Raw genomic sequence first — 25,337 nt, 5'->3', positions numbered from 1 at the left:
CTCAACTCCTTACCGTGCGGCTGGCATCATCGTCCAGACTCTCGTGCGCGGCGGACAGCGGGCGCATCGCGGTCTCGACATCGTCATGGGGCAGTTCCGGTTGCATGCCACCACGGATGACGCGGGTCAGGTAGTAACTGCCGGTCACGAAGACCACCAGATAGACCAGGAAATAGCCGATCAGCGTGGTAAGCACCATCCAGCCGGTGAGTGACGGCGTGACGGCCTCCTGCTGGGTCATCATCTCGTAGACCAGCCACGGCGAGCGCCCGGCCTCGGTCACGAACCACCCCGCCAGCACGGCGAAGAACGGCGCGATGGACATCAGACGCAACGTCTGCAGGAAGGGACGCGAGCGATAGAGCTTGCCATCGCGGCGCAGGAAGACACCGATGAAGGCCACGGCGATCATCAAGAGCCCCATCGCCACCATCACGCGGAACGACCAGAACACGAACCACACCGGCGGCTGCTTGTCAGGTGCGACCTCCTTGAGCCCCGGCACCACGCCATCGGGGTCGTGGGTCAGGATCAGACTGGCCAGCTTCGGGATCGCGATCTCGAAGTGGTTCATCTGCGCCTCCTTGTCCGGCCAGGCGAACAGCAGGAGCGGCGCACCCGACTGGGTCTCCCAGTTGCCTTCCATCGCGGCGACCTTGGTCGGCTGATGCTCCAGCGTGTTGATGCCGTGCATGTCACCCACCACCGCCTGCGCCGGTGCCAGCACCAGCAGCAGCCACAGGCACATGGACAGCGCACGCTTGTTGGCGTCGACATCGCGCCCGATCAGCAGATACCAGGCACTCACCCCCGCCACCACGAAGCCACCGGTCAGGAAGGAGGCGATCGCCATGTGGGCGAAGCGATACGGCAGGGAGGCATTGAAGATGGCAGCGGCCCAATCCTTGACGAAGAAGTGGCCGTCCACCATCTCCACTCCCGCCGGTGTCTGCATCCAGCTGTTGGTGGAGAGAATCCAGAAGGCGGAGATGAAGGTGCCCAGCGCCACCATCAGGGCCGCGAACAGATGGACCCCTTCCGGCACCTTGCCACGCCCGAACAGCAGCACGCCGAGGAAGCCTGCCTCAAGGAAGAACGCCGTCACCACCTCATAGCTGAGCATCGGCCCGATGAAGTTGGAGCTGGCATAACTGAAGTTGCTCCAGTTGGTGCCGAACTGGAAGGCCATCACGATGCCCGAGACCACCCCCATGGCGAACACGACGGCAAACACCTTCACCCAGAAGGCGGCAAGTCGGTCCCAGGCAGCATTGCCGGTCTTGTAATAAAGACCGTGCAACAAGGCGACATAGGAAGCCAATCCGATGGTGAACACCGGAAAGACGGCGTGGAATGACACGACAAATCCGAACTGTATTCGCGACAGGATCACGGGATCCAGTTCCATGGGCAACTCCTCACGATAACGATCATCAGGATGGCTGGGCATGTTCCATCTGGCGGGAACTTGTCCGACAGCGGTTTCAAGTTGTTGACGCATCGAGGGCGGAAAGATCTCTCGGAGATATCCCACATCGAAAGAGAAATGATCCGGCACTCACGAGGTCACGAGTCCAAGCATAGAAGTCTGGCAGGTCGGTGTCGCATAGCATGTTGTCGCAGGACAAATTGCCGCAGCGACCCGATGCCCCATATAGAAAAACTCAATAGGACGGTCTTCTCGCAATATTTGACCATGAACATTGCCTCAGGCGGCAAGCTCTCCTTGATCGCTCATCGCCATGATGAGCGCCTGCAGGCCTTCACGACTTGATCCATATCAAGCGCTGAGTTGAATCAGCGCAAGTGGGAATGTTGTGGGAATAATCTGGGATGTGAAAGCAAGTACAAGAGCGAATAACGGCGAAGCGCCTTGCGACAGAGAAACGGGGTCAAGATAATGAGGAGGTTTAGAACAGAGAAGCAGGTCACGCGAGAACCGAGCGAACCATACCGAACACATCGAGACACCTGATTGCCGGGGTGTCTCGATGCATGTCGGTTTCTGCTGGCTTCAGCAAGAGCCGATGCGGATCACACCACGCCTTTCGCCTTCATCTCGCGCAACACGGCTGACACGTAGTGCATTTCCGCCGGGGTGCCCAGCGACATGCGACACCAGCCGTCTGCCGGCGGGAAGGCACGGCCGATCAACACATGACGCGCCTTCATGTCCGCCTGGAACTCCTTGAGCGGCCTGGAAATGCGGTGGAAGACGAAGTTGGTCTGACTGGGCAGATACTCCCAGCCCAGCTCATCGAGCGTCGCGGTGAAGATGGCACGCGCTTCGTCGTTGCTCTGCTTGCTGTGGGCCAGAAACTCCGGTGACTGCATCGAGGCCGTCGCCGCCATGACCCCGGGGTAGGACAATGTCATGGCGTCATCTTCCACGTAATGCGAGACATGCTCGAGACGCTCGGCATCGCCCACCGCATAGCCGACCCGCAGTCCCGCCATGGCGTGGATCTTGGAGAAGGTCTTGAGCACCAGCACGTTCTTCGCGCCCCCCGCCACCAGACTGTCCGCGGAGCGGAAGGCCGGGTCATTGACGAATTCGGCATAGGCCTCATCGATGATGAACAACGTGTCGGAGCGGCTGGCATTGACCCAGGCGTATAGTGCATCGCTGGAGATGATGGTCGAGGTCGGGTTGTTGGGATTCACCAGATAGACGATGGACGGGCCGGCGTGGTCCGCCACGGCCTGCTGCATGTCGGAGAGCTTGAACGACCAGTCCTCACGCGAGGATGGCACCTTGTTGATCGCCAGATCATAGAAGCCGGCGTACAAGGCACCATCGCCGTAGGTGAGTTCCGGGATGACCAGCTGAGTGTCCGGAGTCGCATGCGCCAGCACGCTGGCCCGAATCGCATCGGAAGAGCCCGGCGTGAACAGCACGCTGTCAGGGCTGACCTTGTGATGCGTCGCCACCAGTGACTGCAACTTGCCCATGTGGGCGAAGGGATAACGATTGGAATGCGCGATGGACGCCGAGGCCGCACGCTGCGCCGAGGGGGCCATGCCGAGGGCATTCTCGTTGTAGTTGAGTCGCACCGGCGCCTTGGCGGAAGGCGTGAGCGTGGCCGCCGTCGCGGGGGCCTCCTTGGCGAAGGCCTGCGGAATGCCGGGGAGGAACTGTCCGAGGGCCGCACCGGCAAGCGCTGCGCCACTCATGCCCAAAAAGCCGCGCCGTGAGGGAGACGCCGGCCGCGCCTTGCGCGCCGTCTCGCCGGCGCCCTGCCCTGTCATGCCTTGCTCATGAAGGCTCTGCTGTGGCCCAACCGCCTCTGCTACCACCGCCTCTGAAACGTCAGTCATGTCATGTCCTTGTCGTTATATTTATTGATACTTTATGAGCAAAACCAACATATAAGACTTTCGTAAGCCTCACAATCCATCACGCGGTTGCGCCGCCGTAACCCGATACCCCGCTTCTCGCAACGCCGCCAAGGGCCACTGCCGGCGGGCATGTCTTTCCCTTGCCCCTTTTCCCTTGCCCGTTATCAGCGAGCCGCTTTTTGCCGGCCGCTTTTCGCCGGCCCCTTCCCTCGCACTTCTCTCCAGTACCTATCCAGCACCTATCCAGCACCTATCCAGCACCTCTCCAGCGCCTCTCTCCAGCACCTCTCCAGCGCCTCTCTCCAGCGCCTCTCTACAGCGCCTCTCTCCAGCGCCTCTCTCCAGCGCCTCTCTCCAGCGCCTCTCTCCAGCGCCTCTCTCCAGCGCCTCTCTCCAGCGCCTCTCCAGCGCCTTTCTTCAATGCCTCCCTTCAGTTCTTCTCAGCAGTTCTTCTCAGCAGTTCTACTCAGCAATTCTTCTCACCAACGCCGGCAGCATGGGCATCGACGTGCGAAAAGTTCCTCGATTCGTGCAAAGTCTGGCGCTGCGCAAAGGTTTTCTGGCATTTCGCAAAACATCGGCCGCCCCTCACGGTGAATAATAATCATTCTTATAAAAGCACTCAGGGAACGCCAACGTGTCACATCCATCCGCGCCATCTGCACTGCCGCTGTCACGACTGACCCTCGCCATCGCGCTGGCTAGCGCTGCATCTCCCAGCCTGGTGTCGGCTGACGAGACGCGTGAGCTACAAGCCATGACCATCGTCGGTGAAGCGCAGACCTCCACCACCGAGTTGACCCGTGACTACACGGTCGGCGCCAGCACCCGCGCCAATGGCCTGACGCTGTCACCGCGCGAGACACCGCAGTCGATCAGCTTCCTGACCCGCCAGCAGATGGAGGATGAGGCGCTCACCAGCACCACGGAAGCCGTCAACCGCCTGCCGGGGGTGTCCTCCAATCGTCTCGATGGCACGCGCACCAACTTCCAGTCGCGCGGCTACTCGATCCGCAATTTCCAGTTCGATGGTCAGCAGAGCAACACCAGCAGCTTCTGGCCCTTCGGTGACGCCGAGTGGGACACCGCCATCTATGATCGCGTCGAGGTGATTCGCGGGGCCACCGGCCTGATGACCGGGGTGGGCGACCCCTCCGCCACCGTCAACTTCGTACGCAAGAAGCCGCTGGAGGAAGCCGCCGCCAGCGTGACGGGCGCCGTGGGCAGCTGGGACCGCCGCCGTGGTGTGGTGGATGTCAGCACGCCGCTGGATGATGCCGGCAAGGTCGGCGTGCGCTTCGTGGCCGCCAAGGACCGCTCCGACAGCTTCATGGATGACGTGGAGAATGACCGCGAGACCCTCTACGGGGTGATCGCCGCGGAACTGACACCGGATACCGAACTGAATGTCGGCGTCGAATACCAGCGCTACGACCAGGACGGCGCCTATCTAGGCGTGCCGCTCTACTACACCGACGGCTCGCGGACTGATTTCGATCAGTCAGTCGCCAACAATACCGAGTGGGCCCACTTCTTTACCGAGAACACGCGTGGCTTCGCGGACCTGACCCACTACTTCGCCAATGGCTGGAAGGCGACCGCCGCCTACAGCCACGGCGACGCCAATTACGGGCTGACCTACAACTACCGTGGCGGTTACGTCGACCGTGACAACGGCATCCTCTACTACGACACCAACCGCCAGGTGCCCACCGGCTCCTATCTGCTGGACTACCGCGGAGACCGGACCCAGAAGAACCTCAACCTGAGCGCCGAAGGTCCCTTCGAGCTGTTCGGTCGCGAGCATCAGCTGGGCTTCGGCTATATGCAGCTGAAGGAAGAGTACGAGATCTGGAGTCGCACTCCGGCGAGCAGCGTGCCGGCGCTGGGCAGCTTCACCGATCGTGACGACCCGGCGCTGGCCGAGCCCGAATGGGGCGAGTGGGGCCTGAGCGATGACACCGAGACCAGGCAGGAAGGCTTCTACGCCGTCACGCGTTTCTCGCTGGCAGACCCCGTGCATCTGATCCTCGGTGCCCGCCTGACGGATTGGGAGATCGACCAGGATTACCGTGGTGAGCGCAGCTATGAGTACAACGACGAGTTCACGCCCTATGCCGGCCTGATCGTCGATATCACCGACAACCTCACCGGCTACACCAGCTACACGCAGATCTTCAACACCCAGAGCGAACGCGCCCCCGATGGCGCCCTGCTCGATCCGCTGGAAGGCACCAGCTATGAAGCGGGCCTGAAGGCCGAGCTGTTCAATGACCGCGCAGACGTGTCCTTCGCCGTCTTCCGCAGCGAGCAGGACAATCTGGCCGTCGAGATCCCCGGCGTCTATGTCGCGGGCACCACCGATCAGGCCTACACCGAATCCGACGGCGCGGTGGTGGAAGGCTTCGAGCTGGAAGTGGCCGGTGAAGTCGCCCCGGGCATCAACCTCTCCGCCAGCTACGCGCTGGTGGATGCCGAGGATTCCGATGGCACCCAGCTCAATACCAGCTATCCACGCCAGCAGGCCAAGGTCTACGCCACCTGGCAGCTGCCCGGTGACTGGTCACGCCTGACCCTGGGCGCCGGCGGCACCTGGCAGGGCGACACCTATCGTGACGCCGATACCCCGACCGGCACCGCCAAGGTCGGTCAGGGCGATGTCTTCCTGGCCAACGCCATGGCGCGCTATCGCATCAATGACCACTTCAGCACCCAGCTCAACGTCTCCAACCTCTTCGATGAGGAGTACTACACCCAGCAAGGCTTCTACAGCCAGTACCTCTATGGTGCGCCGCGCAGTGCCCTGCTGAGCATGACCTACGACTTCTGAGGACAGGCGCGTCATTTCTCATGGCCAGCCTTTCCTCTGGACAGCCCCTCACGATTCAGGGGCTGTCATCCGCGACCCGATTGAAAAAGGATTCTCCCTTGCGACTCACACGACTTTCCTGCGCCATTGGCCTGGCCATCATGGCCGCCAGTCTCGTGCCTGCCGCCCAGGCACAGGCATCAGCGACATCTCACGCTGACACCCCCTCCACGGTATCCGCGTCTGACGCCTCGGCAGCGACAGGGCATGCCCAGCACTACCCGATCACCCTCCAGCACGCCTTCGGCACGACGGTCATCGAGGAAAAGCCGCAGCGCATCGCCACCGTCGCCTGGGCCAATCATGAGGTGCCGCTGGCACTCGGCGTGGTACCGGTGGGCTTTCCGCGCCAGGCCTTCGGGGATGACGACGATGACGGCATGATGCCGTGGGTCAAGGCGCGCCTGGAGGAGCTTGACGCCGGCGAGTACACGCTGTTCGACGAGGGCGATGGCATCGATTTCGAAGCGGTGGCCGCCAGCCAGCCGGACGTCATCCTGGCGGCCTATTCCGGCATGAGCGAGGCCGACTATCAGACACTGAGCAAGATCGCGCCGGTGGTGGCACGTCCGGGGCCGCGCTGGTCCTCCAGCTGGCGCGACATGATCCGCCACGACAGTGCCGGCATGGGCATGGCCACCGAGGGTGAGGCGCTGATCGAGCGTCTCGAGGCCCGGATCGCCGAGAACATCGCGGATCATCCCGAGATCCAGGGCAAGTCGATCATCGTGATCAGCCACATCGACCCCACCAATCTGAGCCGCATCGCCTTCTACAACGACAACGATGCCCGAGTGCGCTTCTTCCACGAGCTGGGCATGGTCTCGCCGCCATTCGTCAGCGAGACCGCCGTCGAGGGTCGCTTTGCCGGTCAGATCAGCGCCGAGCGCCTCGATGAGCTGGCCGATGTCGATATCGTGCTGACCTACGGTGGCCAGCCGCTGATCGACCGCCTCAACGAGCATCTGCTGACCTCCCGCCTGCCCGCCATCCAGCAGGACGCCGTGGTGCTGCTGGAGAACGGCCCGATGGCCACTGCCGCCAACCCCACACCTCTCTCGATTCCCTGGGTACTCGACGACTATGTTGACCAGCTGTCCGTCGCCGCCCGCAAGGGCGAGTGATCTCACGCCGCTGTCGGCCAGCCGTCAGCGGCGCTGGCTGGGCACCCTGCTGCTGTGGCTGGCGCTGTGTGCAAGCCTCGCCCTGTCGGTGGCCTTCGGTGCGCGGGTGACCCACTGGGCCGACATCACGGGGCTGCTGGACGGTTCGCTGGATTCGATGGCCGAGGCCGCCGTGGCCAGCCGCCTGCCGCGCACCCTGTTGGCCATGCTGGCCGGGGCGGCGCTGGGCGTGTCAGGCGCCGTGATGCAGGGTCTGGCCCGCAACCCGCTGGCAGACCCGGGGCTGCTTGGCGTCAATGCCGGGGCGGCGCTCGCCGTGGTGATCGGCATCGCCTGGTTCGGCATCCAGCAGGCCAGCGACTATCTGTGGCTGGCCATTCTCGGGGCGGGGCTGAGCGCCGTGGTGGTCTATCTGATCGCCAGTCTCGGGCGTGGCGGCTCGACCCCGCTGCGCCTGGCACTCTCCGGGGCCGTCATCTCCGCGGCGCTGAGCTCTCTGAGCACGGCCATCATCCTGCCGCGCGCCGACATCGGCGGGCTGATCCAGTCCTGGTTGATAGGCGGTGTCGGCGGCGCGACCTGGGCACAGATCACCCCGGCGCTGCCCTTCCTGCTCAGCGGCCTGCTGATCTGCGGGCTCTCGGCGCGCCGACTCAACCTACTGGCGCTCGGCGATGACATGGCCAGCGGGCTGGGCGAACGCGTGGCGCGGGTGCGGGTGATGGCGGCACTGGGCGCGATTCTGCTATGTGGTGGCATCACCGCGGTATGTGGCCCCATCGCCTTCGTCGGACTGGTGGTGCCGCATGTCTGCCGCCTGATGGTGGGCAGCGATTACCGCTGGATTCTGCCGCTCTCGGCGCTGGCCGGTGCCCTGCTGCTGACCTCGGCGGACATTCTCGGACGTCTGATCGCACGCCCCGCCGAACTGGACGTGGGCATCATGACGGCACTGGTCGGCGCACCGTTCTTCATCTGGATCGTCCGTCGCCACAAGGTGAAATCACTGTGAGCCCTCTCCTGCCTGACGCCTCGTCTGCGACGCATCACACCTCGCGTGCCACCCTGACGCGACTGCGGCGTGCCCAAAAGCGCCAGCGCCGCCTCACCCTCTGGGGATTGCTGGCCGTGGTGCTCGCCGTCTTCAGCCTGGTCCTGATGCAAGGACAGCGCTCCATTCCCCCACTCACGGTGATTCAGGTACTGCTGGGCGAGAACGTGCCAGGGGCCAGCTTCATCATCACCGAGCTGCGCCTGCCGCGTGCGCTGGTCGCGATTGTCGCGGGCTGCTGCTTCGGACTGGGCGGCGCCGCCTTCCAGGCCATGCTGCGCAATCCGCTGGCCAGTCCGGACATCATCGGCATCAGTGCCGGCGCCAGCACGGCGGCGGTATTCGCCATCGTGATGCTGTCGCTGAGCGGCACGCTGGTGTCATTGCTGGCGATTGCCGCCTCGCTTGGCGTGGCGCTGCTGATCTACACCCTCTCCTGGCGCAAGGGGGTGGCCGGGGCACGGCTGATACTGGTCGGTATCGGGCTGGGCGCCATGCTGCAGAGCATCACCGCCTATCTGCTGACGCAGGCGCCCAGCTGGTCATTGCAGGAGGCGCTGCGCTGGATGACCGGCAGCCTCAACAGCATCACCCTGAGTCAGCTACCACCACTTGCCGTGGCACTGGGCCTGCTGGGCAGCTTGCTGTTGATGATGAGTCGGCATCTGGACGTCATGCGCATGGGCGATGACATGGCCAGCGGTCTCGGCGTGCGGCTCTCGCTCACGCGCTTCATCATCATTCTCTCGGCGGTCGGGCTGGTCGCCTGCGCCACGGCGGTGGTCGGCCCGGTGGCCTTCGTCGCCTTCGTCAGCGGGCCCATCGCGACGCGCCTGTTCCGGCGACGCGGCTCCATGCTGATCCCGGCCGCCCTGATCGGGGCATTGTTGATGCTGGTCGCCGACTTCATCGGCCAGTTCCTGCTGCCTGCGCGCTATCCGGTGGGCGTGGTGACAGGCGTGCTGGGCGCACCGGTGCTGCTGTTGCTGCTGATGCGGGAACATCAGGGGCCCGGCCCCTCAGGGCGCAGACAACGACGCGGCAGACAGCCGACGCCGCCATCTTCCTCCTCCGCCCCTCACCGCCCGTCATCTCAGCGAGTCGTTTCCTCATGACCCACCCTTCCCTGTGCGTGAATGGCCTGACGGCAGGCTATGCCGAGCGGCCGGTGCTCGAGTCGATAGACCTCGACATCGCTCCGGGCGAGATCACCGTGATCGTCGGCGCCAATGCCTGCGGCAAATCCACCCTGCTGCGCACGCTCTCGCGCCTGCTGCCTCCCTCGCGGGGCGAGGTGCTGCTGGATGGCAAGTCGATCCACCGCCTGCCGGCACGCCAACTGGCCCGCCAGCTGGGGCTGCTGTCCCAGTCACCGATCGCCCCGGAAGGCATCACGGTGCTGGATCTTGTCAGCCGCGGGCGGCATCCGCATCAAGGGCTGTTCCAGCGCTGGACGCGTGACGATGACACCGCGGTGCTGGCAGCCCTCAACGCCACCGACACCGCCGCACTCGCCGAACGAGCGGTGGATGAACTCTCCGGCGGACAGCGTCAGCGCGTCTGGATTGCCATGGCGCTCGCCCAGCAGACGGACATTCTGCTGCTGGATGAGCCCACCACCTTCCTCGACATCAATCATCAGGTGGAAGTGCTCGACCTGCTGACGGACCTCAACCACGCTCGCGGCACCACCATCGTGATGGTGCTGCATGAACTGAACCTGGCCGCACGTTACGCGGATGTACTGATCGCCATGTCAGACGGCCAGATTCATGCCAGCGGTCCGCCCGAGCAGGTACTCACACGCGAGATGGTCAAGGAGGTATTCGGGCTGGAAAGCCACATCACGTCGGACCCCGTTACCGGCAAGCCGATGATGGTGCCCGTCGGACGCCATGGGATGAAAGCCGCAAGGAACGTAGCCATGTCGAGCTGATCACGCTGTTGGATAGGCCAGAGCACATTCAATGCAACACAGTCCAAATGAGACATCAGAATCGGTATCACTGAACAAGGGGCCGCCATGGCCCCTTGTTCAGCGCTTCATATGATGACTCTCTCGCGACTAGATATGCGACGACTCACTCAGACTCTTGATAACCAGACTACCCAGCTGACGGGTGTTGTGCGGATTGCCGTTGCCATTGACCAGCGGCAGATTCAGTTGTCTTGCCAATTCACGCAGCACTGGCTGAACAGGGCTCACTGCCTGCATCCCCTGACCATCATCGCGCTCGACTTCGATGCTGCCGTTCTCAAGTTCGCGAACAAGACAAGATGCGAACATGACTTCACGCACGGCTTTCAGCTCGCTGCGTGGCTTCGTAGTCTTGGCCAGTCGAGACAACGAGATGCTCTGTTTGCCTGCGCGTTCCTGTGACATCAACGACCTTGCCTCTTCCACTGTGGCATCCAGCAACTTCTCGATCTGCATCTCTTCCGTATTGATACGCAGGATGATGATGCGCTCCACTTCCTCCAGCGAGCGGGGATTGAAAGCAACATGGCCTCCACCGCCCATCATCGCAGTGGTCTTGACCGAGATTCGCTCACCGTCACCGCTTACCACGTCATAGCCACGCTGGTTCACCTCGGTCGCCATCTGACCATTGGTGATCAATGCAGCGTAAAGTTCACCAATGCGTCCGCAAAGATGACGTAGCTCAGTCGGCGGCACGCCCCAGTTCAGTTCTCGCTCGAACCAGGCCATCGCCTCACCCAGGGATTGAATGATCTGCATCTGTGAAAGTGCCATGAGACTTTCCTCTAGAATTATCTATTTCCGCAAGCATTATTTAAAATAGACTTACAAGTTACTATGGCTCATTAACACTAGAAGATGTGGCCCATGAGACAATACGGTCAGCGGATATAGTAAACCTTATAGTATCACTAGATAACCTAGCTTCAATTTTATCTGCTTCTGCTCCTGCTTTTGCTCCTGTTTTTACTTCTCCCCTCTCTTCGTTTTCATGATTTTTGCTATCCGAATACCTACTCTTGATAAGAGCACCCTGTGCCATCTGCAAGTAATATTCATTACCTAAACGGGACAAAATTAAGACATCATCGACATAGCACATCCCTTCCTCTGGATTTCCTTTTAGATACAAATTCCCTAAAACATCACAACCCTCTTTATCAAACACAATTTTACTAGCATGAATAGCGCCAAACTTATACAACCTCATCACTGACTCTGGTATTAAATGCGTTGCTTTAGACCATATACAAATAACAACCAAAACCAAAGCCCCTATTATCGTATTTTTTATAATCTTATTTTTCTTTATATTATTTAAAGACAATTGACTTGATGTGATTGGTGCTGCCACAAACACATTCATGAAAACCACAAACAATGACAATAATGCAATTAAAAACAGAAGCATGTCATTATCGTCGCTTTTCATTTCCGAAGCCTTTATAATAAAATAAAAAGGAAAAAATGCAAAAACTGATGTCATGAAAGAAGCAAAAGCTAGAGATATAAAATTTTTACATCCCTCCCAAAATCCATAATCACTTCTTGTAACTAAATATCCAAAAAAACCAAATGCAACTATCACTAAAAAAATAAAAGAGTACCAACCAAAAAATAGCTCACCAATAACAGAGGCAAAGATAGCCAAGATAGGTAACGCAAACCAAATCATTAAGGCTTGAATTGTATCTCTTGTTTCGAGCTTTTTCCATTGTTGACTTAAGTTGGAGCTACCGCCCATATCACTCCAATAGTAGTCCCAAAAGAGCCCAGGCATTATTCCCATTAAAACCAAAAAAACTATAAAAAATATAGAGGTAGCTGACACAGCCGCTAATAATGAAATCGACGACATCATATCGAAATCGGGCATGTATTCTATATGGATATAATAAGCAACAAATATCACAGCACCGAATACAAGAAATAGAGACCAAAAAACGCTAGCAACATTATTATAATAATAGCTTAGTAGCCTATCTTTATCTATAAACATTTGCCTCACTCCTTGAAGCTTTTTCTAAGTTCAAAAAACATCTAATTACTGACGATATTATCTACCAAAGCTCCCCAGCAAATCAACTCGTTAAAAAACTCCATGAGTCGACCTTTATAAACACAAAACCAAAACAAAAGTATTAATCAAGCGCTATACAATCACCATTTTAAACAATAGCAATGTATCAATAGGTTATCAAAATATATGCTGTAAGCTTTCACTTCCTATCACATCCATATGCTACCCACTCTCGACTGACTTCACCGAGGTGCAAGAATCGACAAAATTCATCAAATTGGTGCAGCGTACACTTTCGATGCGCGTATCCATACTCCAATAATTCTTATAACCCATTGGTTTAATTTGAGAAATTCTCTCCGGCATACTTCCTGCTAGACATTCAGCGAGGCACCGATAGGCATACAACAATCGAAAATCTACACCAATGGAGCGCTAGGGTTCCGGTGACTGGCTGATAGCCGTCACGACTGGTCCGAGAGCACTCGACCTCCAAGCTGGGGGTTACACGGCGGGACAAAAGCCCGGGAGACGCAACGCCTGAAAAGGTCGGCGCCTCTCACTTTTTCCGCCGGAGATAACGACAATGACCCAGCCCGCTCGCCTTTCCCCGTCTACGACTTCCCTCTCGGATGCCTGCGCTCAGGCGCCATCCGCTGCTGTCGCATCTGATTCCCCGGCGATATCCGCCGTATCCAGCCAGACCTCCCGACATGCCGCGCTGGCCGGCGCCCTGCTGCTTGGCGCATCGCTGAGCCCGCAGGCCATGGCGCAGGATTCCTTCAGCGTGTGCTGGTCGGTGTATGCCGGCTGGATGCCGTGGGAATACGCGGATACCCAGGGCATCGTCGACAAGTGGGCCAAGAAGTACGACATGAACATTGATGTGGTGCAGGTCAACGATTACGTCGAGTCCATCAATCAGTACACCTCCGGCAATGTCGATGGCTGCGCCATGACCAACATGGACGCCCTCACCCTCCCTGCCGCCAGCAGTGTCGATTCCACCGCGCTGATTCTGGGCGACTACTCCGATGGCAATGACGGCGTGATGGTACGCGACGGCGATTCCATCGAGTCCCTGAAGGACCGTGAGGTCAATCTGGTGCAGTTCAGTGTCTCCCACTACCTGCTGGCACGCGCGCTGGACAGCGTCGGCATGAGCGAGCGTGACCTCACCACCACCAATACCGGCGATGCCGATATCGTGGCGCTGGCCAGCAACACCGATACCCAGGCGGTGGTGACCTGGAACCCGCAGCTGGCCACGCTCAAGGACATGCCCGGCTACACCGAAGTCTTCAACTCCAGTGACATCCCCGGCGAGATTCTCGATCTGATGGTCGTCAATACCCAGACACTGAAGGACAACCCGGACTTCGGCCACGCGCTGGTCGGCGCTTGGTATGAAGTGATGGAGAAGATGAAGGCCGGTGACGAAGCCGCGCTCTCCCAGATGGCCGATGCCGCCGGCACCGACCTCGCCGGCTATCAGGCCCAGCTGGCCGCGACCCACATGTACTACACCCCCGCCGAGGCCGTGGCCGCCTTCAATGCGCCGAGCCTCAAGGACACCATGCAGCACATCGCCGACTTCAGCTTCGCGCAGGGGCTGCTGGGCGAAGGCGCGCCGGATGCCGGCTTCATCGGCATCGAGACGCCTGCCGGCATCGTCGGCAATGAGGGCAACGTGATGCTGCGCTTCGACCCGAGCTACACCGCCGCACTGGCCGACAGCCAGTAACGCCACGCGGTGGATGCCGCACACCAGCCGCAGGAGAGCTGTCTCTGTGGCTGGTGAACCGACCGCCTCCCTCGACCGCACCTCTCGTTCGCACCCGTGGAGCCCGCGCATGAAACGCCTGATCAATCTGACACCCTCCCGTGGTGGCCGCTGGCTGCTCGGTGGCCTGCCCTTCGCGCTGCTGGCCATCCTCTACATCGTGCAGTCCAACCAGCGACTGCTCGACAACCCCAACGACCGCCTGCTGCCGTCCTTCGCGTCCATGGGCGAGTCCTTCGCCAAGCTGGCCACCGAGGTCAACGTGCGCACCGGCGATCTACCGCTGTGGACCGACACCTTCGCCAGCCTCGAACGCCTGCTGGCCGGCGTGCTGATCAGTGCGCTGATCGGCCTGAGCGTCGGCCTGCTCACCGGCGGCCTGCCGCTGCTGCGCGCCAAGCTGTCACCGCTGATTACCGTGCTGTCCCTTATTCCGCCGATGGCGATCCTGCCGATCCTGTTCATCGCCTTCGGGACGGGTGAGCTGGCCAAGATCGCGCTGATCGTCATCGGTATCACGCCCTTCCTGATTCGCGACCTGCAGAATCAGGCCCTGCGCCTGCCCGATGAGCAGCTGATCAAGGCCCAGACCCTGGGCGCCAGCTCCTGGCAAGTGCTGACCCGCGTGCTGCTGCCCCAGCTGACCCCGCGCCTTCTGAGCGCCACGCGTCTGGCACTCGGCAGCGCCTGGCTGTTCCTGATCGCCGCGGAAGCCATCGCCGCCCAGGACGGCCTCGGCTATCGCATCTTCCTGGTGCGCCGCTATCTGGCGATGGACGTCATCCTGCCCTACGTGGCCTGGATCACGCTGCTGGCCTTCCTGCTCGACCGTCTGCTGGTGCTCGTCTCGACCCGCGCCTTCCCCTGGTACCACGCTGAGGAGAGCCAATCATGAGCCTCATCCACGCCAAGGGTCTCGAGAAGCACTACGGCCAGCAGGTCGTGCTGGAACGCATGAACCTGACCGTCGAGGCCGGGGAATTCATCACCCTGGTCGGCGCCTCCGGCTGCGGCAAGACCACCTTCCTCAAGCTGCTGCTGGGCACCGAGGGCGTCTCGCGCGGTGAGCTGCTGCTGGACGGCAAGCCCATCCCCGGCGAGCCGGGGCCGGACCGCGGCATCGTCTTCCAGAAGTATTCCGTCTTCCCGCACCTCACGGTGCTGGGCAACGTGATCATGGCCGAGGAGCTGGCGCGCGCCCCGCTGACCGGCAAGCTGTTCGGGGCCAAGCGTCGCGAGGCACGGGTCGCCGCCGAGAAACGCCTGGAAGAAGTCGGCCTGTCCCACGCGCTGGACAAGTACCCGCATGAGCTGTCCGGCGGCATGCAGCAGCGCCTCGCCATCGCCCAGGCGCTGATGATGAAGCCGCGCATCCTCTTGCTGGATGAGCCCTTCGGCGCACTGGACCCGGGCATCCGCAAGGACATGCACCAGCTCATCCTGCGTCTGTGGGAAGAGCAGCAGCTGACCATCTTCATGATCACCCATGACCTCAAGGAAGCGTTCGAGCTGGGCTCACGCGTCTGGGTGTTCGACAAGGTGCGTGTCGACCCGCAGGCCCCGCAGGCCTATGGCTCGACCATCACCTATGACCTGCCCACCGAGCGCAGCAAGACCAAGGCGTCGTCCCAGCAGCCGGGCTCTGTCCAAACGAGCTCTGTCCAAACGAGCGCTGTCCAAGCGGGCGCTGACCAACCGACGCCCGAGCACGAAACGCTGACGACGCCAGCCCACTCCGTTTCCCCAGCCACTCTCACCGGAGGCCAAATCAATGAACATACCGCTTGATGCCGCAACCACCGCCCGCGCCAGCTTTACCGCGAAGTATCAGACCCATCTGCCCGGCGGCCATCACTGGTCGATGCGCATGCCGCGTGGCAGCGCACTCAAGCTGACCGCCCGTGAGGCCAACGCCAATGTCGGCCTGGTGATGTACAACCCGCTGGATCTGCTTGAGCGCCTCAATCTGCCGGATACCCTCAAGGGTCAGCACACCTTCCGCCTCACCGAAGGTCACTGCCTGTATTCCGACATGGGCCGCATCTTCGCCTCCATCATCCAGGACGATCTGGGCTGGCATGACAGCGCCAGCGGCAACCTGATGGAGCAGCACTTCGCCGCCAAGGGCTGGCACAAGAAGGCTTACCAGCAAGCCTTCAATGACTTCACGCCCACCGGCCACGACAGCCTGCTGATCGAGATGGCCAAGTACGGCCTGAGCGAGCGCGACCTGTGCGCCAACCTCAATCTGTTCTCCCGCGTGCGCGCCGATGAAGACGCCAACCTGCACTACGTCACGGACCACTGCGCCGCCGGCGACAGCGTCACCCTGCGCTTCGAGATGGACACCCTCGTCATGCTGCACACCTGTCCACATCCGCTGGACCCCGCCGAGGAATATCCGCTGCGCGGCGTGGACATGACCTTCGGCACCGCGACACCGATGGATGAGCGCGACGCCTGCTATCTGTCGCGCCCCGAGAATGCCCGCGCCTACGCCAACAATCAGCTCTATCACCTGGCGGGCTGAGGCATTCCCTGACAGCAGATGGACGCCACGCCGACGGGCCAGTGGCAACTGGAAACGACGCCCTCGATGACAAGGACAAAGGACATCCCCATGTGCACCTCGACGCTTGAACACCCCCATGCCCACACCCCAGCCACGACGGACGACGCCCCGCTGAGCTACGCAGACCCGGCCGAGCAGCCGCGCGAGCTAGAGCGCACCGTCGAGGCCGGCGATCACTTCATCGGGCTGGTGCGCGCCGGTCAGCACCTGCGCATCACTGACCTGCACGGCAATCAGGCCGCCGACACCCTGTTCTTCTCGGCCGACGACACCGCCGAGCGCTACAGCGCGATGGACACCGTACGCGAGCAGGGCAAGGTCTACCTGACCACCGGCAGCGTGCTCTATTCCACCCGTGGCCGTGCGCTGCTGACCATCACCGGCGATACCTGTGGCCGTCATGACACCCTGGGCGGCGCCTGTTCCAGCGAGTCCAACACCGTGCGTTACGACCTGGAGAAGCGTCACATGCACTCCTGTCGTGACAACTGGATGCTGGCCATCGCCCGCTACCCGAAGTACGACCTGACCAAGCGCGACATCGGCCACAACATCAACTTCTTCATGAACGTGCCGGTCACCGCCGATGGCGGCCTGAGCTTCGAGGACGGCCTGTCCGCCCCGGGCAAGTACGTCGAGATGGTCGCCGAGCGTGACGTCTACGTGCTGCTCTCCAACTGCCCGCAGCTCAACAACCCCTGCAACGGCTACGACCCGACACCGGTCGCTATCCGCATCAGCGACTCGCCGCTGAGCTGAGCCGCCGAGCTGACAGCGACGCTTTCGAACACGCATATGACAAGAAACGGCCGAGCCATACCTGACGATGTCATCTCTCTTGCATCACTCGTCAACCCCCAAGGCTCTGCCCGGCTACCGGACGACCGGCAGCTCACAGTTTGAAGGCGGGACGACCCGCCGCCGGAAGGATGACTCCGTCATGTTCCATAAGGTCCTGATTGCCAACCGTGGCGCCATCGCCACCCGAATCCAGCGCACGCTGCGTGCCCTCGGTGTCCAGAGCGTCGCCGTCTACGCAGAAGCCGATCGTGAATCCCCCTTCGTGCGCGAGGCCGATGACGCCTACAGCCTCGGCGAAGGTGCCGCCGCCGACACCTATCTCGACATCGACAAGCTGATCACCATCGCCCGCGAGAGTGGCGCCCAGGCCGTGCACCCGGGCTACGGTTTCCTGTCCGAGAACACCCGCTTCATCCAGGCCTGTGATGCTGCCGGTCTGGTCTTCCTCGGCCCGACCGTCGAGCAGATCCACGCCTTCGGCCTCAAGCACGAGGCGCGCACCATCGCCGAGAACGCCGGCGTGCCGCTGGTACCCGGTACCGGCCTGCTGGACGACGTCGAGAGCGCACTGAGCGAGGCCGCCCGTATCGGCTATCCGGTGATGCTCAAGTCCACCGCCGGCGGCGGCGGCATCGGCATGCAGGTGTGTGAGGATGACGCCTCCCTCAGTCGCGCCTTCGATTCGGTCAAGGGCCTGGGCGAGCGCAACTTCGGGGATGGCGGCGTCTTCCTGGAGGCGTATATCGCCCGCGCCCGTCACCTGGAAGTGCAGCTGTTCGGGGATGGTAAAGGCACGGTGATCGCCCTCGGCGAGCGCGACTGCTCCAGTCAGCGCCGCCACCAGAAGGTCATCGAGGAATGCCCGGCACCTAACCTGCCCGAGCGCGTTCGTGAAGAGATGATCGCCACCGCCATCCGCCTGGGCGAAGCCGTCAATTACCGCAGCGCCGGTACCGTCGAATTCATCTATGACGCCGAGCGTCAGGCCTTCTACTTCCTGGAGGTCAACACGCGCCTGCAGGTCGAGCATGGTGTCACGGAGCTGGTGTGGGGCGTGGACATCGTCGCCTGGATGCTCAAGCTGGGCGCCGGTGAGCTGGACGATCTCGCAACGCTGGCCGCACCGCTGTCCCCCAAGGGTCACGCCATGCAGGCGCGGGTCTATGCCGAGAATCCGCAGCACGATTTCCGCCCCTCCAGCGGCCTGCTCACCGAGGTGGAGTTCGCCAATGACGCCGTGACCGCCGCCCTCTCCGAGGACAGCCAGCTGCGGGTGGATCACTCCATCGAGGCCGGCTTCGAGGTCCCGGCGTGGTTCGACCCGATGCTGGCCAAGGTGATGGTGCACGCCCCGACCCGCGAGCAGGCACGCGGCGATCTCTCCAGGGCACTGGCCGCCTCTCGCCTCTACGGCATCGAGACCAACCGCCAGTGGCTGTCGCATCTGCTGGAAGACCCGCGCTTCCTCAATGTCGAGATCTACACCCGCTGGCTGGAAGGTCTCGAGTGGGCAGCACCGACCTTTGAAGTGATCGTCCCCGGCACCCTGACCACCGTGCAGGACATGCCGGGTCGCCAGGGGCATTGGGATGTGGGCGTGCCGCCCTCCGGCCCCTTCGATGACTACGCCTTCCGTCTCGGCAATGCGCTGCTGGGCAACGCGGCCGATGCCGCAGGCCTCGAGATCACCCTCAACGGCCCGACGCTGCACTTCCACCGCGCCACGCGCGTGGTGCTGGCCGGTGGGCCGTTGCCCGCCACGCTTTCCGCTCCAGCACTTGAAGGCGGCTCCGATGACACCGCGACTCACGACCTTGCCCTGTGGCAGGTGCATGAGATCGCCGCTGGCAGCACCCTGAGCCTGGGCAAGGTCGCCGCCGGCGCGCGCAGCTATCTGCTGATCGCCGGGGGCATCGACTGCCCGCAGTATCTGGGCTCGCGCGCGACCTTCACCCTGGGCCAGTTCGGCGGCCATGCCGGACGTGCTCTGCGCAGTGGCGATACCCTGCCGCTGGCTGATCTCGCCGAGTGCCCCCAGCCCGCCCTGACCCGGCTGCCCGAGGCGCTGATCCCGCAGGGCGCTAGCATTATCGATAATGCGCAAGGCAAGACCTCAGGTCGCGAATGGCAGATCGGCGTGCTCTACGGACCGCACGGTGCGCCTGACTTCTTCACCGAAGACGACATCAGCACCTTCTTCGGCCACCGCTGGGAAGTGCACTACAACTCCAGCCGCACCGGCGTGCGTCTGATCGGCCCGCGTCCGCAGTGGGCGCGTGCCGACGGCGGCGAGGCCGGTCTGCACCCCTCCAACATTCACGACAACGCCTACGCCTTCGGCACCATCGACTTCACCGGCGACATGCCGGTCATCCTCGGCCCGGACGGCCCGTCGCTGGGCGGCTTCGTGTGCCCGGCTACCGTGGTCCGCGCCGAGCGCTGGAAGCTGGGCCAGCTGGCCGCCGGCGATCGCATCCGTTTCGTCGCGCTGACTCTGGAGGAAGCTCGCGCCATCGAGGTGCAGCAGGACGCCGTGATCACCGCCCTCGCCAGTGGCAAGCTCGACGCACTGGAGTCACCTCTGGCGGCGACCAGCACCACGCTGAGCGCCATCGCTGAGCAACGTCCGCGTCCGGACGACTCCCCAGTACTCAAGCGCCTGAGCGCCGAGCAAGGCGGCGAGCAGATCGTCTATCGCCGCGCCGGGGATGACTTCCTGCTGATCGAATTCGGCCAGATGGAGCTGGATATCGCGCTGCGCTTCCGCGCCCACGCCTGGATGCTGTGGCTCAAGGAGCATCCGCTGCCCGGCCTGATGGAGATGACACCGGGCATCCGCTCGCTGCAGCTGCATTACGATCCGCGCAAGCTTGCCCTCGCCACACTGATGACGCACCTCGAACAGGCGGAAGTCGCGCTCAAGGATGTCGAGGACATCGAGATCGAGGCGCGCACCGTACACCTGCCGCTGTCCTGGGATGATCCGGCGTGTCAGCAGGCCATCGACAAGTACCAGCGCTCGGTGCGCCCGGACGCCCCCTGGTGCCCGAGCAATCTGGAATTCATTCGCCGCATCAATGGCCTCGCCGATGAGGCGGCGGTGCGCGAGACGGTGCTCAACGCCCGCTATCTGGTGATGGGCCTCGGCGATGTCTATCTCGGCGCGCCGGTGGCCACGCCGCTGGACCCGCGCCAGCGCCTGGTGACCACCAAGTACAACCCGGCACGCACCTGGACCGCCGAGAACTCGGTGGGTATCGGCGGCGCCTATCTGTGCGTGTATGGCATGGAAGGTCCGGGCGGCTATCAGTTCGTCGGCCGCACGCTGCAGATGTGGAATCGCTATCGCCGCACCGAACACTTCACCAGCCCGTGGCTGCTGCGTGTGTTCGACCAGCTGCGCTTCCACCCGGTCAGCCATGAGGCGCTTGAACAGATCCGTCGTGATCACCCTCAGGGGCGTTACGACCTCAAGATCGAGAAGACCCGCTTCCGCCTCGCCGATTATCAGGCGCAGATCGCCGAGCATCAGGCCGAGACCGATGCCTTCCGTGAACGCCGTCAGGCCGCCTTCCAGCAGGAAATCGACGACTGGCATGCACGCGGCCAGTTCACCTTCGAGGATCAGATCAACGAGGTGCAGGAAGCCGACAGCCTGAGCGATGACGAGCTGGGCATCGAGACACCGGTCACCGGCAGCCTGTGGAAGCTGGAGGTCGCCGAGGGCGATCTCGTCGAGGCCGGCCAGGTGGTGGCGCTGGTCGAGTCGATGAAGATGGAAGTCGAGATTCGCACCCACACCGCAGGCCGTGTCGTTCGCCTGCCGATCAAGGAAGGCAGCGGCGTCGCCCCCGGCCAGCCGCTGATCGTGCTGTCGACCGCCGTGGAAGCCACTGATCCAGCTGATGCCAGCGCAACAGACAACGCCCAATCGACCCTGTCCTCCGAGGAGACGCTGTGATGATGACCCATACCCCGCACAACCTGAGCATCACGGCGCTGAGCAAGGCCTATCAGGCCGGAGAGCTGACGCCACGCCAGCTGGTGAATGAACTGCTGGCCGCACAGCCCGAGCAAGACGCCGCCTGGATCACCCGCCTGAGTGCAGATCAGCTGGAACCCTATCTGGCGCGTCTGGACGACGTGGCGCCCGAGTCACTGGCGCTCTATGGCATCCCCTTCGCGATCAAGGACAACATCGATCTCGCCGGCGTGACCACTACCGCCGGTTGCCCGGAATTCGCCTACACGCCAGACGATGACGCCTTCGTGGTCAAGCAGCTGATCGCGGCCGGTGCCATCCCGATGGGCAAGACCAATCTGGATCAGTTCGCCACCGGCCTGGTCGGGGAGCGCGCGCTGCCGGTCTACGGCACCCCGGCGAATGCCTTCGACCCCGCCTATGTGCCGGGCGGCTCCAGCAGTGGCTCCGCCGTCGTCACTGCCCAGGGTCAGGTCAGCTTCGCGCTGGGCACGGACACGGCGGGCTCCGGACGTGTGCCGGCCTGCTTCAACAACCTGGTCGGCGTGAAACCGACCCTCGGCCTGCTCAGCGCAGGCGGTGTGGTGCCGGCCTGCGCCACCCTGGATACCATCTCGATCTTCGCACTCGGCTGCGATGATGCCGCGAAGATACTGTCCGTCACCGCACAGTTCGATGCCGACAACCGCTGGGCGCGCGAGCATGACTTCGCCGTTCACGGCCAGGCCTATGGTGTGCTGCCGGATCTCGCCGGCCTGCGTATCGGCGTGCCGCCGCGTACCCAGTGGCACACCGACGCCGATTACAGCGGCTACATGGAAGCGGCGATGCGTCAGTGCAAGGCATCGGGGTCCGAGCTGGTCGAGCTGGATTGCAGCCCGCTGCTGGCCGCCGCGCGCCTGCTCTATGAAGGTCCGTGGGTGGCGGAGCGCTATCACGCGGTGCGCGAGCTGATCGAGCGTAATCCCGAGGCACTGCATCCGGTGACACGCGAGATCACTCTTGGCGGTGCCACGCCGCTGGCCGTGGATGCCTTCGATGCCCGCTATCAGCTGGCCGAATACCGCCGTCAGGCCGATGCCCTGCTCGCGCAGGTGGACGTGATGCTGGCCCCGACCACGCCGCGTCTGCCGACCAAGGCGGAGCTGGCCGAGGCACCGATCGCGGTCAATTCGGAACTGGGCACCTGGACCAACTTCATGAACCTGCTGGATCTTAGCGCACTGGCCGTGCCGGTCGGCTTCAACAGCCAGGGTCTGCCCGGCGGTGTGACGCTGTTCGCGCCCGCCTTCGAAGACCTGCAACTGCTGAGCATCGCGCGGCTGCTCGAGAAGGAATTCTCGCTGCCGCTGGGGGCCAGCGCCGTTGCCCGTCCCCAGGCACGCCTCGCCGACAGCGATCTGCCGATGGCGAAGAATGGCCGGCTCGAGATCGCGGTCTGCGGTGCGCATCTCACTGACATGCCGCTCAATCACCAGCTCACCCAGCGCGATGCTCGCCTGGTCGCCCGTACTCACAGCGCCCCCCGCTACCGCCTGTATCAACTGGATGACGCCACACCCGCCAAACCGGCCATGCTGCGCGCGCCAGAGGACGGCACCAGCATAGCGCTGGAAGTCTGGTCACTGCCCATCGCCAGTGTCGGCAGCTTCCTCGCCGGCATCCCCTTCCCGCTGGGGCTGGGTCAGATCGAGCTCGAAGACGGCCGCTGGGTCGCGGGCTTCATCTGCTCGGTCACCGCTGACAGCGGCGTGCCGATGACGGACATCAGCGAGTACGGTGGCTGGAAGGCCTGGGTGGAGCGCGGGTGATCCGCACTCGCTGACAACCTCTCGTCGAAGCTGGATGCCAGACACGCAAAAGCCGCTACCGGATGACCGGTAGCGGCTTTTTTCATGCACTCGTCAGATCAGGCAGCGCCCGAATCATGAAGCACCTGTTGCTCGAGGTGTCTGTCTCTCGAAGTACTTGTGTTTCGCAGTGCTTGTGTCCCGAAGTGCTTGTCGCTCAGGGCGCTTATTGCTCGAGGCTCTTGAGCAGCAGTTCCGCGACGCCTTCAGAGGACATCGGGTTCTGGCCGGTAATGATCAGCCCATCCTGGATGGCGTAGGAGGTGAAGTCGTCCTTCTTCTCATAGATGCCGCCCTTCTGCTGCAGCGCCTCTTCCACCAGGAACGGCACGACGTCAGTGAGGCCGACACCTTCTTCTTCGCCGTTGGTGAAACCGGTGACATGCACGCCATCCACGAAGGGAGTGCCATCCGGCTTGCGGGCATTCAGCAGCACGGCCGGGGCGTGGCAGACAGAGCTGACCGGCTTGCCGGCCGCGTGGAACTGCTCGATCAGACGGATGGAATCGGCGTCGTTGGTCAGATCCCACAGCGGGCCGTGGCCACCCGGGTAGAAGATGGCATCGAAGTCCTCGACCTTCATGTCTGCCAGCACGGCGGTGGTGGCGAGGTCCTGCTGAGCGGCAGTGTCCTTGTCGAAGCGGCGAGTGGCATCCGTCTGGAAGTCCTCGCCCTGGCTTGCCGGGTCCAGCGGCGGCTGACCGCCCTTGGGAGACGCGAGTGTCACCTCGACACCGGCATCCTTCAGCACGTAGTAGGGAGCCGCCAGCTCTTCCAGCCAGAAGCCTGTCTTCTTGCCCGTGTCACCCAGCGTATCGTGGGATGTCACTACCACCAGAACCTTGCTCATGATGCTCTCCTTTACGTGCGGGATAGCCCGCAACGGTCACTTCACGAATTTTGTCGGCGAGGTGATGGTCACCACGTGATGCTCGCCCTGTGATGATCGGCACGTGATGCTCGCCCTGCGATGCTCGGCACGTGTTGAATCAAGCTTACGGCTCACGTCACCATCGTCATAATCGATAGTCCAGATAGCCACTATCGCTCATACAAATAGCTGTCCTGCGAAAGCGTGCTCAGCGAAGGCGGAAGCCCGCTTTCGAGCGAACCGGCTCACCAGGTCGGCACCAGGTGCACTTCGCGGATATTGGCACGCGGTGAGGCACTGATGGCGTAGAGCACGGCATCCGCCACATCCTGCGGGTCCAGCTTGTCCGGCTTGGGCTCATCGAAGAAGGCAGTGTTGACCATGCCTGGCGTGATGGTGGTGCAGCGGCCTTGCCATTCGGCCATTTCCATCGCCAGATTCTGGCCGAAACCGTAGGCGAACCACTTGCTGGCGCTGTAGATGGAGCCCGCATGATTGGCACGCCCGGCCACGGAACTGGTGAGGATGAAGTGGCCCTTGCGCTCTCTCAGATGCGGCAGGGTCGCGTGGGCGGTCCACAGCAGTGCATTGATGTTGATGTCGACGACTCGCTTCCACTCCTCGGGATCGCCGTTCTCGGTGCCAGCCTGGCTGACGCCGGTACCGGCATTGGCGAACGCCACATCCAGATGGCCATGATGGGCGACGGCCTGCTCGACGACCTTGGCGAGCTGAACGTAGTCCGTCGCATCCGCGGCGATCGCCAGCACCTTGTCGCTGCCCAGCTCCTCGACAAGCGCATCGAGGCGCTCCTTGCGGCGGGCGGTCACGACGACCTTGTGCCCGGCCTTCACCAGAGTGCGTGCGGTGGCCTCACCGATACCGCTGGAGGCACCGGTGATCAGAATGATCTTTTGCCCTTCGGCTTGCATCTGCTTCACATCACTCATGGATCGCTCCTGTGGGTCGCATTGATCTCTCGCCGTGTCCTTGAGACCACCCTACCGCCTGAGCCTCCCATCGTGATAATCGATAGTCCGGATAGCTGCTATCATCCAGACAAATAGTGCTCACTCGCCCGAGTGCAGCCGAGA

Annotated in this window: 18 protein-coding genes and 1 riboswitch; of the genes, 12 read left to right on the top strand and 6 right to left on the bottom strand. The window is 62.3% G+C overall.

All coding sequences use genetic code 11. From position 1 onward, the window contains the following. Position 1 precedes the first annotated feature (1 nt). Together OW493_RS09415 and OW493_RS09410 are read right to left on the bottom strand one after the other, a co-directional pair. Positions 2-1,408 (bottom strand): cytochrome ubiquinol oxidase subunit I, encoded by a 1,407-nt coding sequence (locus OW493_RS09415; protein ID WP_289863964.1) that lies wholly within the window; start codon positions 1,406-1,408, stop codon positions 2-4. 626 nt (positions 1,409-2,034) lie between these two features. After that, the gene (locus OW493_RS09410; RefSeq protein ID WP_289863963.1) at positions 2,035-3,318 is read right to left on the bottom strand and encodes a histidinol-phosphate transaminase; all 1,284 of its coding nucleotides are present in this window, start codon (positions 3,316-3,318) and stop codon (positions 2,035-2,037) included. A 658-nt stretch (positions 3,319-3,976) separates the two neighbouring features. Here OW493_RS09410 and OW493_RS09405 point away from each other — a divergent pair. The 5 genes from OW493_RS09405 (at position 3,977) to OW493_RS09385 (ending at position 10,319) form a co-directional block, all read left to right on the top strand. Further along, entirely contained in the window at positions 3,977-6,169 is a 2,193-nt protein-coding gene (locus tag OW493_RS09405) for a TonB-dependent siderophore receptor (protein ID WP_289863962.1), read from the top strand. A gap of 98 nt (positions 6,170-6,267) precedes the next feature. Further along, on the top strand, positions 6,268-7,332 hold the full coding sequence (locus tag OW493_RS09400; protein WP_289863961.1) for an iron-siderophore ABC transporter substrate-binding protein: 1,065 nt from the start codon (positions 6,268-6,270) through the stop codon (positions 7,330-7,332). Next, the gene (locus OW493_RS09395) at positions 7,295-8,344 is read left to right on the top strand and encodes an iron ABC transporter permease (RefSeq protein WP_289863960.1); all 1,050 of its coding nucleotides are present in this window, start codon (positions 7,295-7,297) and stop codon (positions 8,342-8,344) included. The genes OW493_RS09400 and OW493_RS09395 overlap by 38 nt, the downstream gene beginning before the upstream one ends. Then, the gene (locus OW493_RS09390; RefSeq protein WP_289863959.1) at positions 8,341-9,498 is read left to right on the top strand and encodes an iron ABC transporter permease; all 1,158 of its coding nucleotides are present in this window, start codon (positions 8,341-8,343) and stop codon (positions 9,496-9,498) included. The genes OW493_RS09395 and OW493_RS09390 overlap by 4 nt, the downstream gene beginning before the upstream one ends. After that, positions 9,495-10,319 (top strand): ABC transporter ATP-binding protein, encoded by an 825-nt coding sequence (locus OW493_RS09385; RefSeq protein WP_289863958.1) that lies wholly within the window; start codon positions 9,495-9,497, stop codon positions 10,317-10,319. The genes OW493_RS09390 and OW493_RS09385 overlap by 4 nt, the downstream gene beginning before the upstream one ends. Before the next feature lie 129 nt (positions 10,320-10,448). Here the strand turns inward: OW493_RS09385 and OW493_RS09380 are convergent, their stop codons facing one another. Together OW493_RS09380 and OW493_RS09375 are read right to left on the bottom strand one after the other, a co-directional pair. After that, entirely contained in the window at positions 10,449-11,138 is a 690-nt protein-coding gene (locus OW493_RS09380; RefSeq protein ID WP_289863957.1) for a hypothetical protein, read from the bottom strand. A gap of 61 nt (positions 11,139-11,199) precedes the next feature. Next, entirely contained in the window at positions 11,200-12,363 is a 1,164-nt protein-coding gene (locus OW493_RS09375; protein ID WP_289863956.1) for a hypothetical protein, read from the bottom strand. Between the two features lie 445 nt (positions 12,364-12,808). Beyond that, a riboswitch (guanidine-I (ykkC/yxkD leader) is annotated at positions 12,809-12,917 on the top strand. A gap of 233 nt (positions 12,918-13,150) precedes the next feature. Between OW493_RS09375 and OW493_RS09370 the strand changes: the two genes are divergently transcribed. From OW493_RS09370 to atzF, 7 genes are all read left to right on the top strand, one after another. Further along, a complete protein-coding gene (locus tag OW493_RS09370; RefSeq protein ID WP_289863983.1) occupies positions 13,151-14,128 on the top strand; it encodes a putative urea ABC transporter substrate-binding protein in 978 nt (325 codons plus the stop codon). A 109-nt stretch (positions 14,129-14,237) separates the two neighbouring features. Continuing rightward, complete coding sequence (locus tag OW493_RS09365; protein ID WP_077371317.1) at positions 14,238-15,062, top strand: ABC transporter permease subunit; 825 nt, start codon at positions 14,238-14,240, stop codon at positions 15,060-15,062. Next, positions 15,059-15,955: an ABC transporter ATP-binding protein gene (locus OW493_RS09360; RefSeq protein ID WP_289863955.1), complete on the top strand. Its 897-nt coding sequence runs from the start codon at positions 15,059-15,061 to the stop codon at positions 15,953-15,955. Before OW493_RS09365 ends, OW493_RS09360 begins: the two co-directional genes overlap by 4 nt. Beyond that, entirely contained in the window at positions 15,939-16,697 is a 759-nt protein-coding gene (locus OW493_RS09355) for an urea amidolyase associated protein UAAP1 (RefSeq protein ID WP_289863954.1), read from the top strand. The genes OW493_RS09360 and OW493_RS09355 overlap by 17 nt, the downstream gene beginning before the upstream one ends. 90 nt (positions 16,698-16,787) lie before the next feature. After that, positions 16,788-17,498, top strand: a complete 711-nt coding sequence (locus OW493_RS09350) for an urea amidolyase associated protein UAAP2 (protein WP_289863953.1) — start codon at positions 16,788-16,790, stop codon at positions 17,496-17,498. A gap of 181 nt (positions 17,499-17,679) precedes the next feature. Next, complete coding sequence (gene uca / locus OW493_RS09345; RefSeq protein WP_289863952.1) at positions 17,680-21,501, top strand: urea carboxylase; 3,822 nt, start codon at positions 17,680-17,682, stop codon at positions 21,499-21,501. Then, positions 21,501-23,333: an allophanate hydrolase gene (gene atzF, locus OW493_RS09340; RefSeq protein WP_289863951.1), complete on the top strand. Its 1,833-nt coding sequence runs from the start codon at positions 21,501-21,503 to the stop codon at positions 23,331-23,333. The genes uca and atzF overlap by 1 nt, the downstream gene beginning before the upstream one ends. Before the next feature lie 205 nt (positions 23,334-23,538). Here the strand turns inward: atzF and OW493_RS09335 are convergent, their stop codons facing one another. Together OW493_RS09335 and OW493_RS09330 are read right to left on the bottom strand one after the other, a co-directional pair. Further along, positions 23,539-24,222 carry a type 1 glutamine amidotransferase domain-containing protein gene (locus OW493_RS09335; RefSeq protein ID WP_279875354.1) on the bottom strand — a complete coding sequence of 228 codons (684 nt, stop codon included), beginning with the start codon at positions 24,220-24,222 and terminating at the stop codon, positions 23,539-23,541. Between the two features lie 266 nt (positions 24,223-24,488). After that, complete coding sequence (locus OW493_RS09330) at positions 24,489-25,193, bottom strand: SDR family oxidoreductase (RefSeq protein WP_289863950.1); 705 nt, start codon at positions 25,191-25,193, stop codon at positions 24,489-24,491. Positions 25,194-25,337: the final 144 nt, after the last annotated feature.

It is taken from the genome of Cobetia sp. 14N.309.X.WAT.E.A4, from assembly GCF_030397495.1.
In the GTDB taxonomy this organism is placed as follows: Bacteria; Pseudomonadota; Gammaproteobacteria; order Pseudomonadales; family Halomonadaceae; genus Cobetia; species Cobetia marina.
Note: the sequence above shows the minus strand (reverse complement) of the source record. Positions and strands in the feature narration are given on the sequence as shown.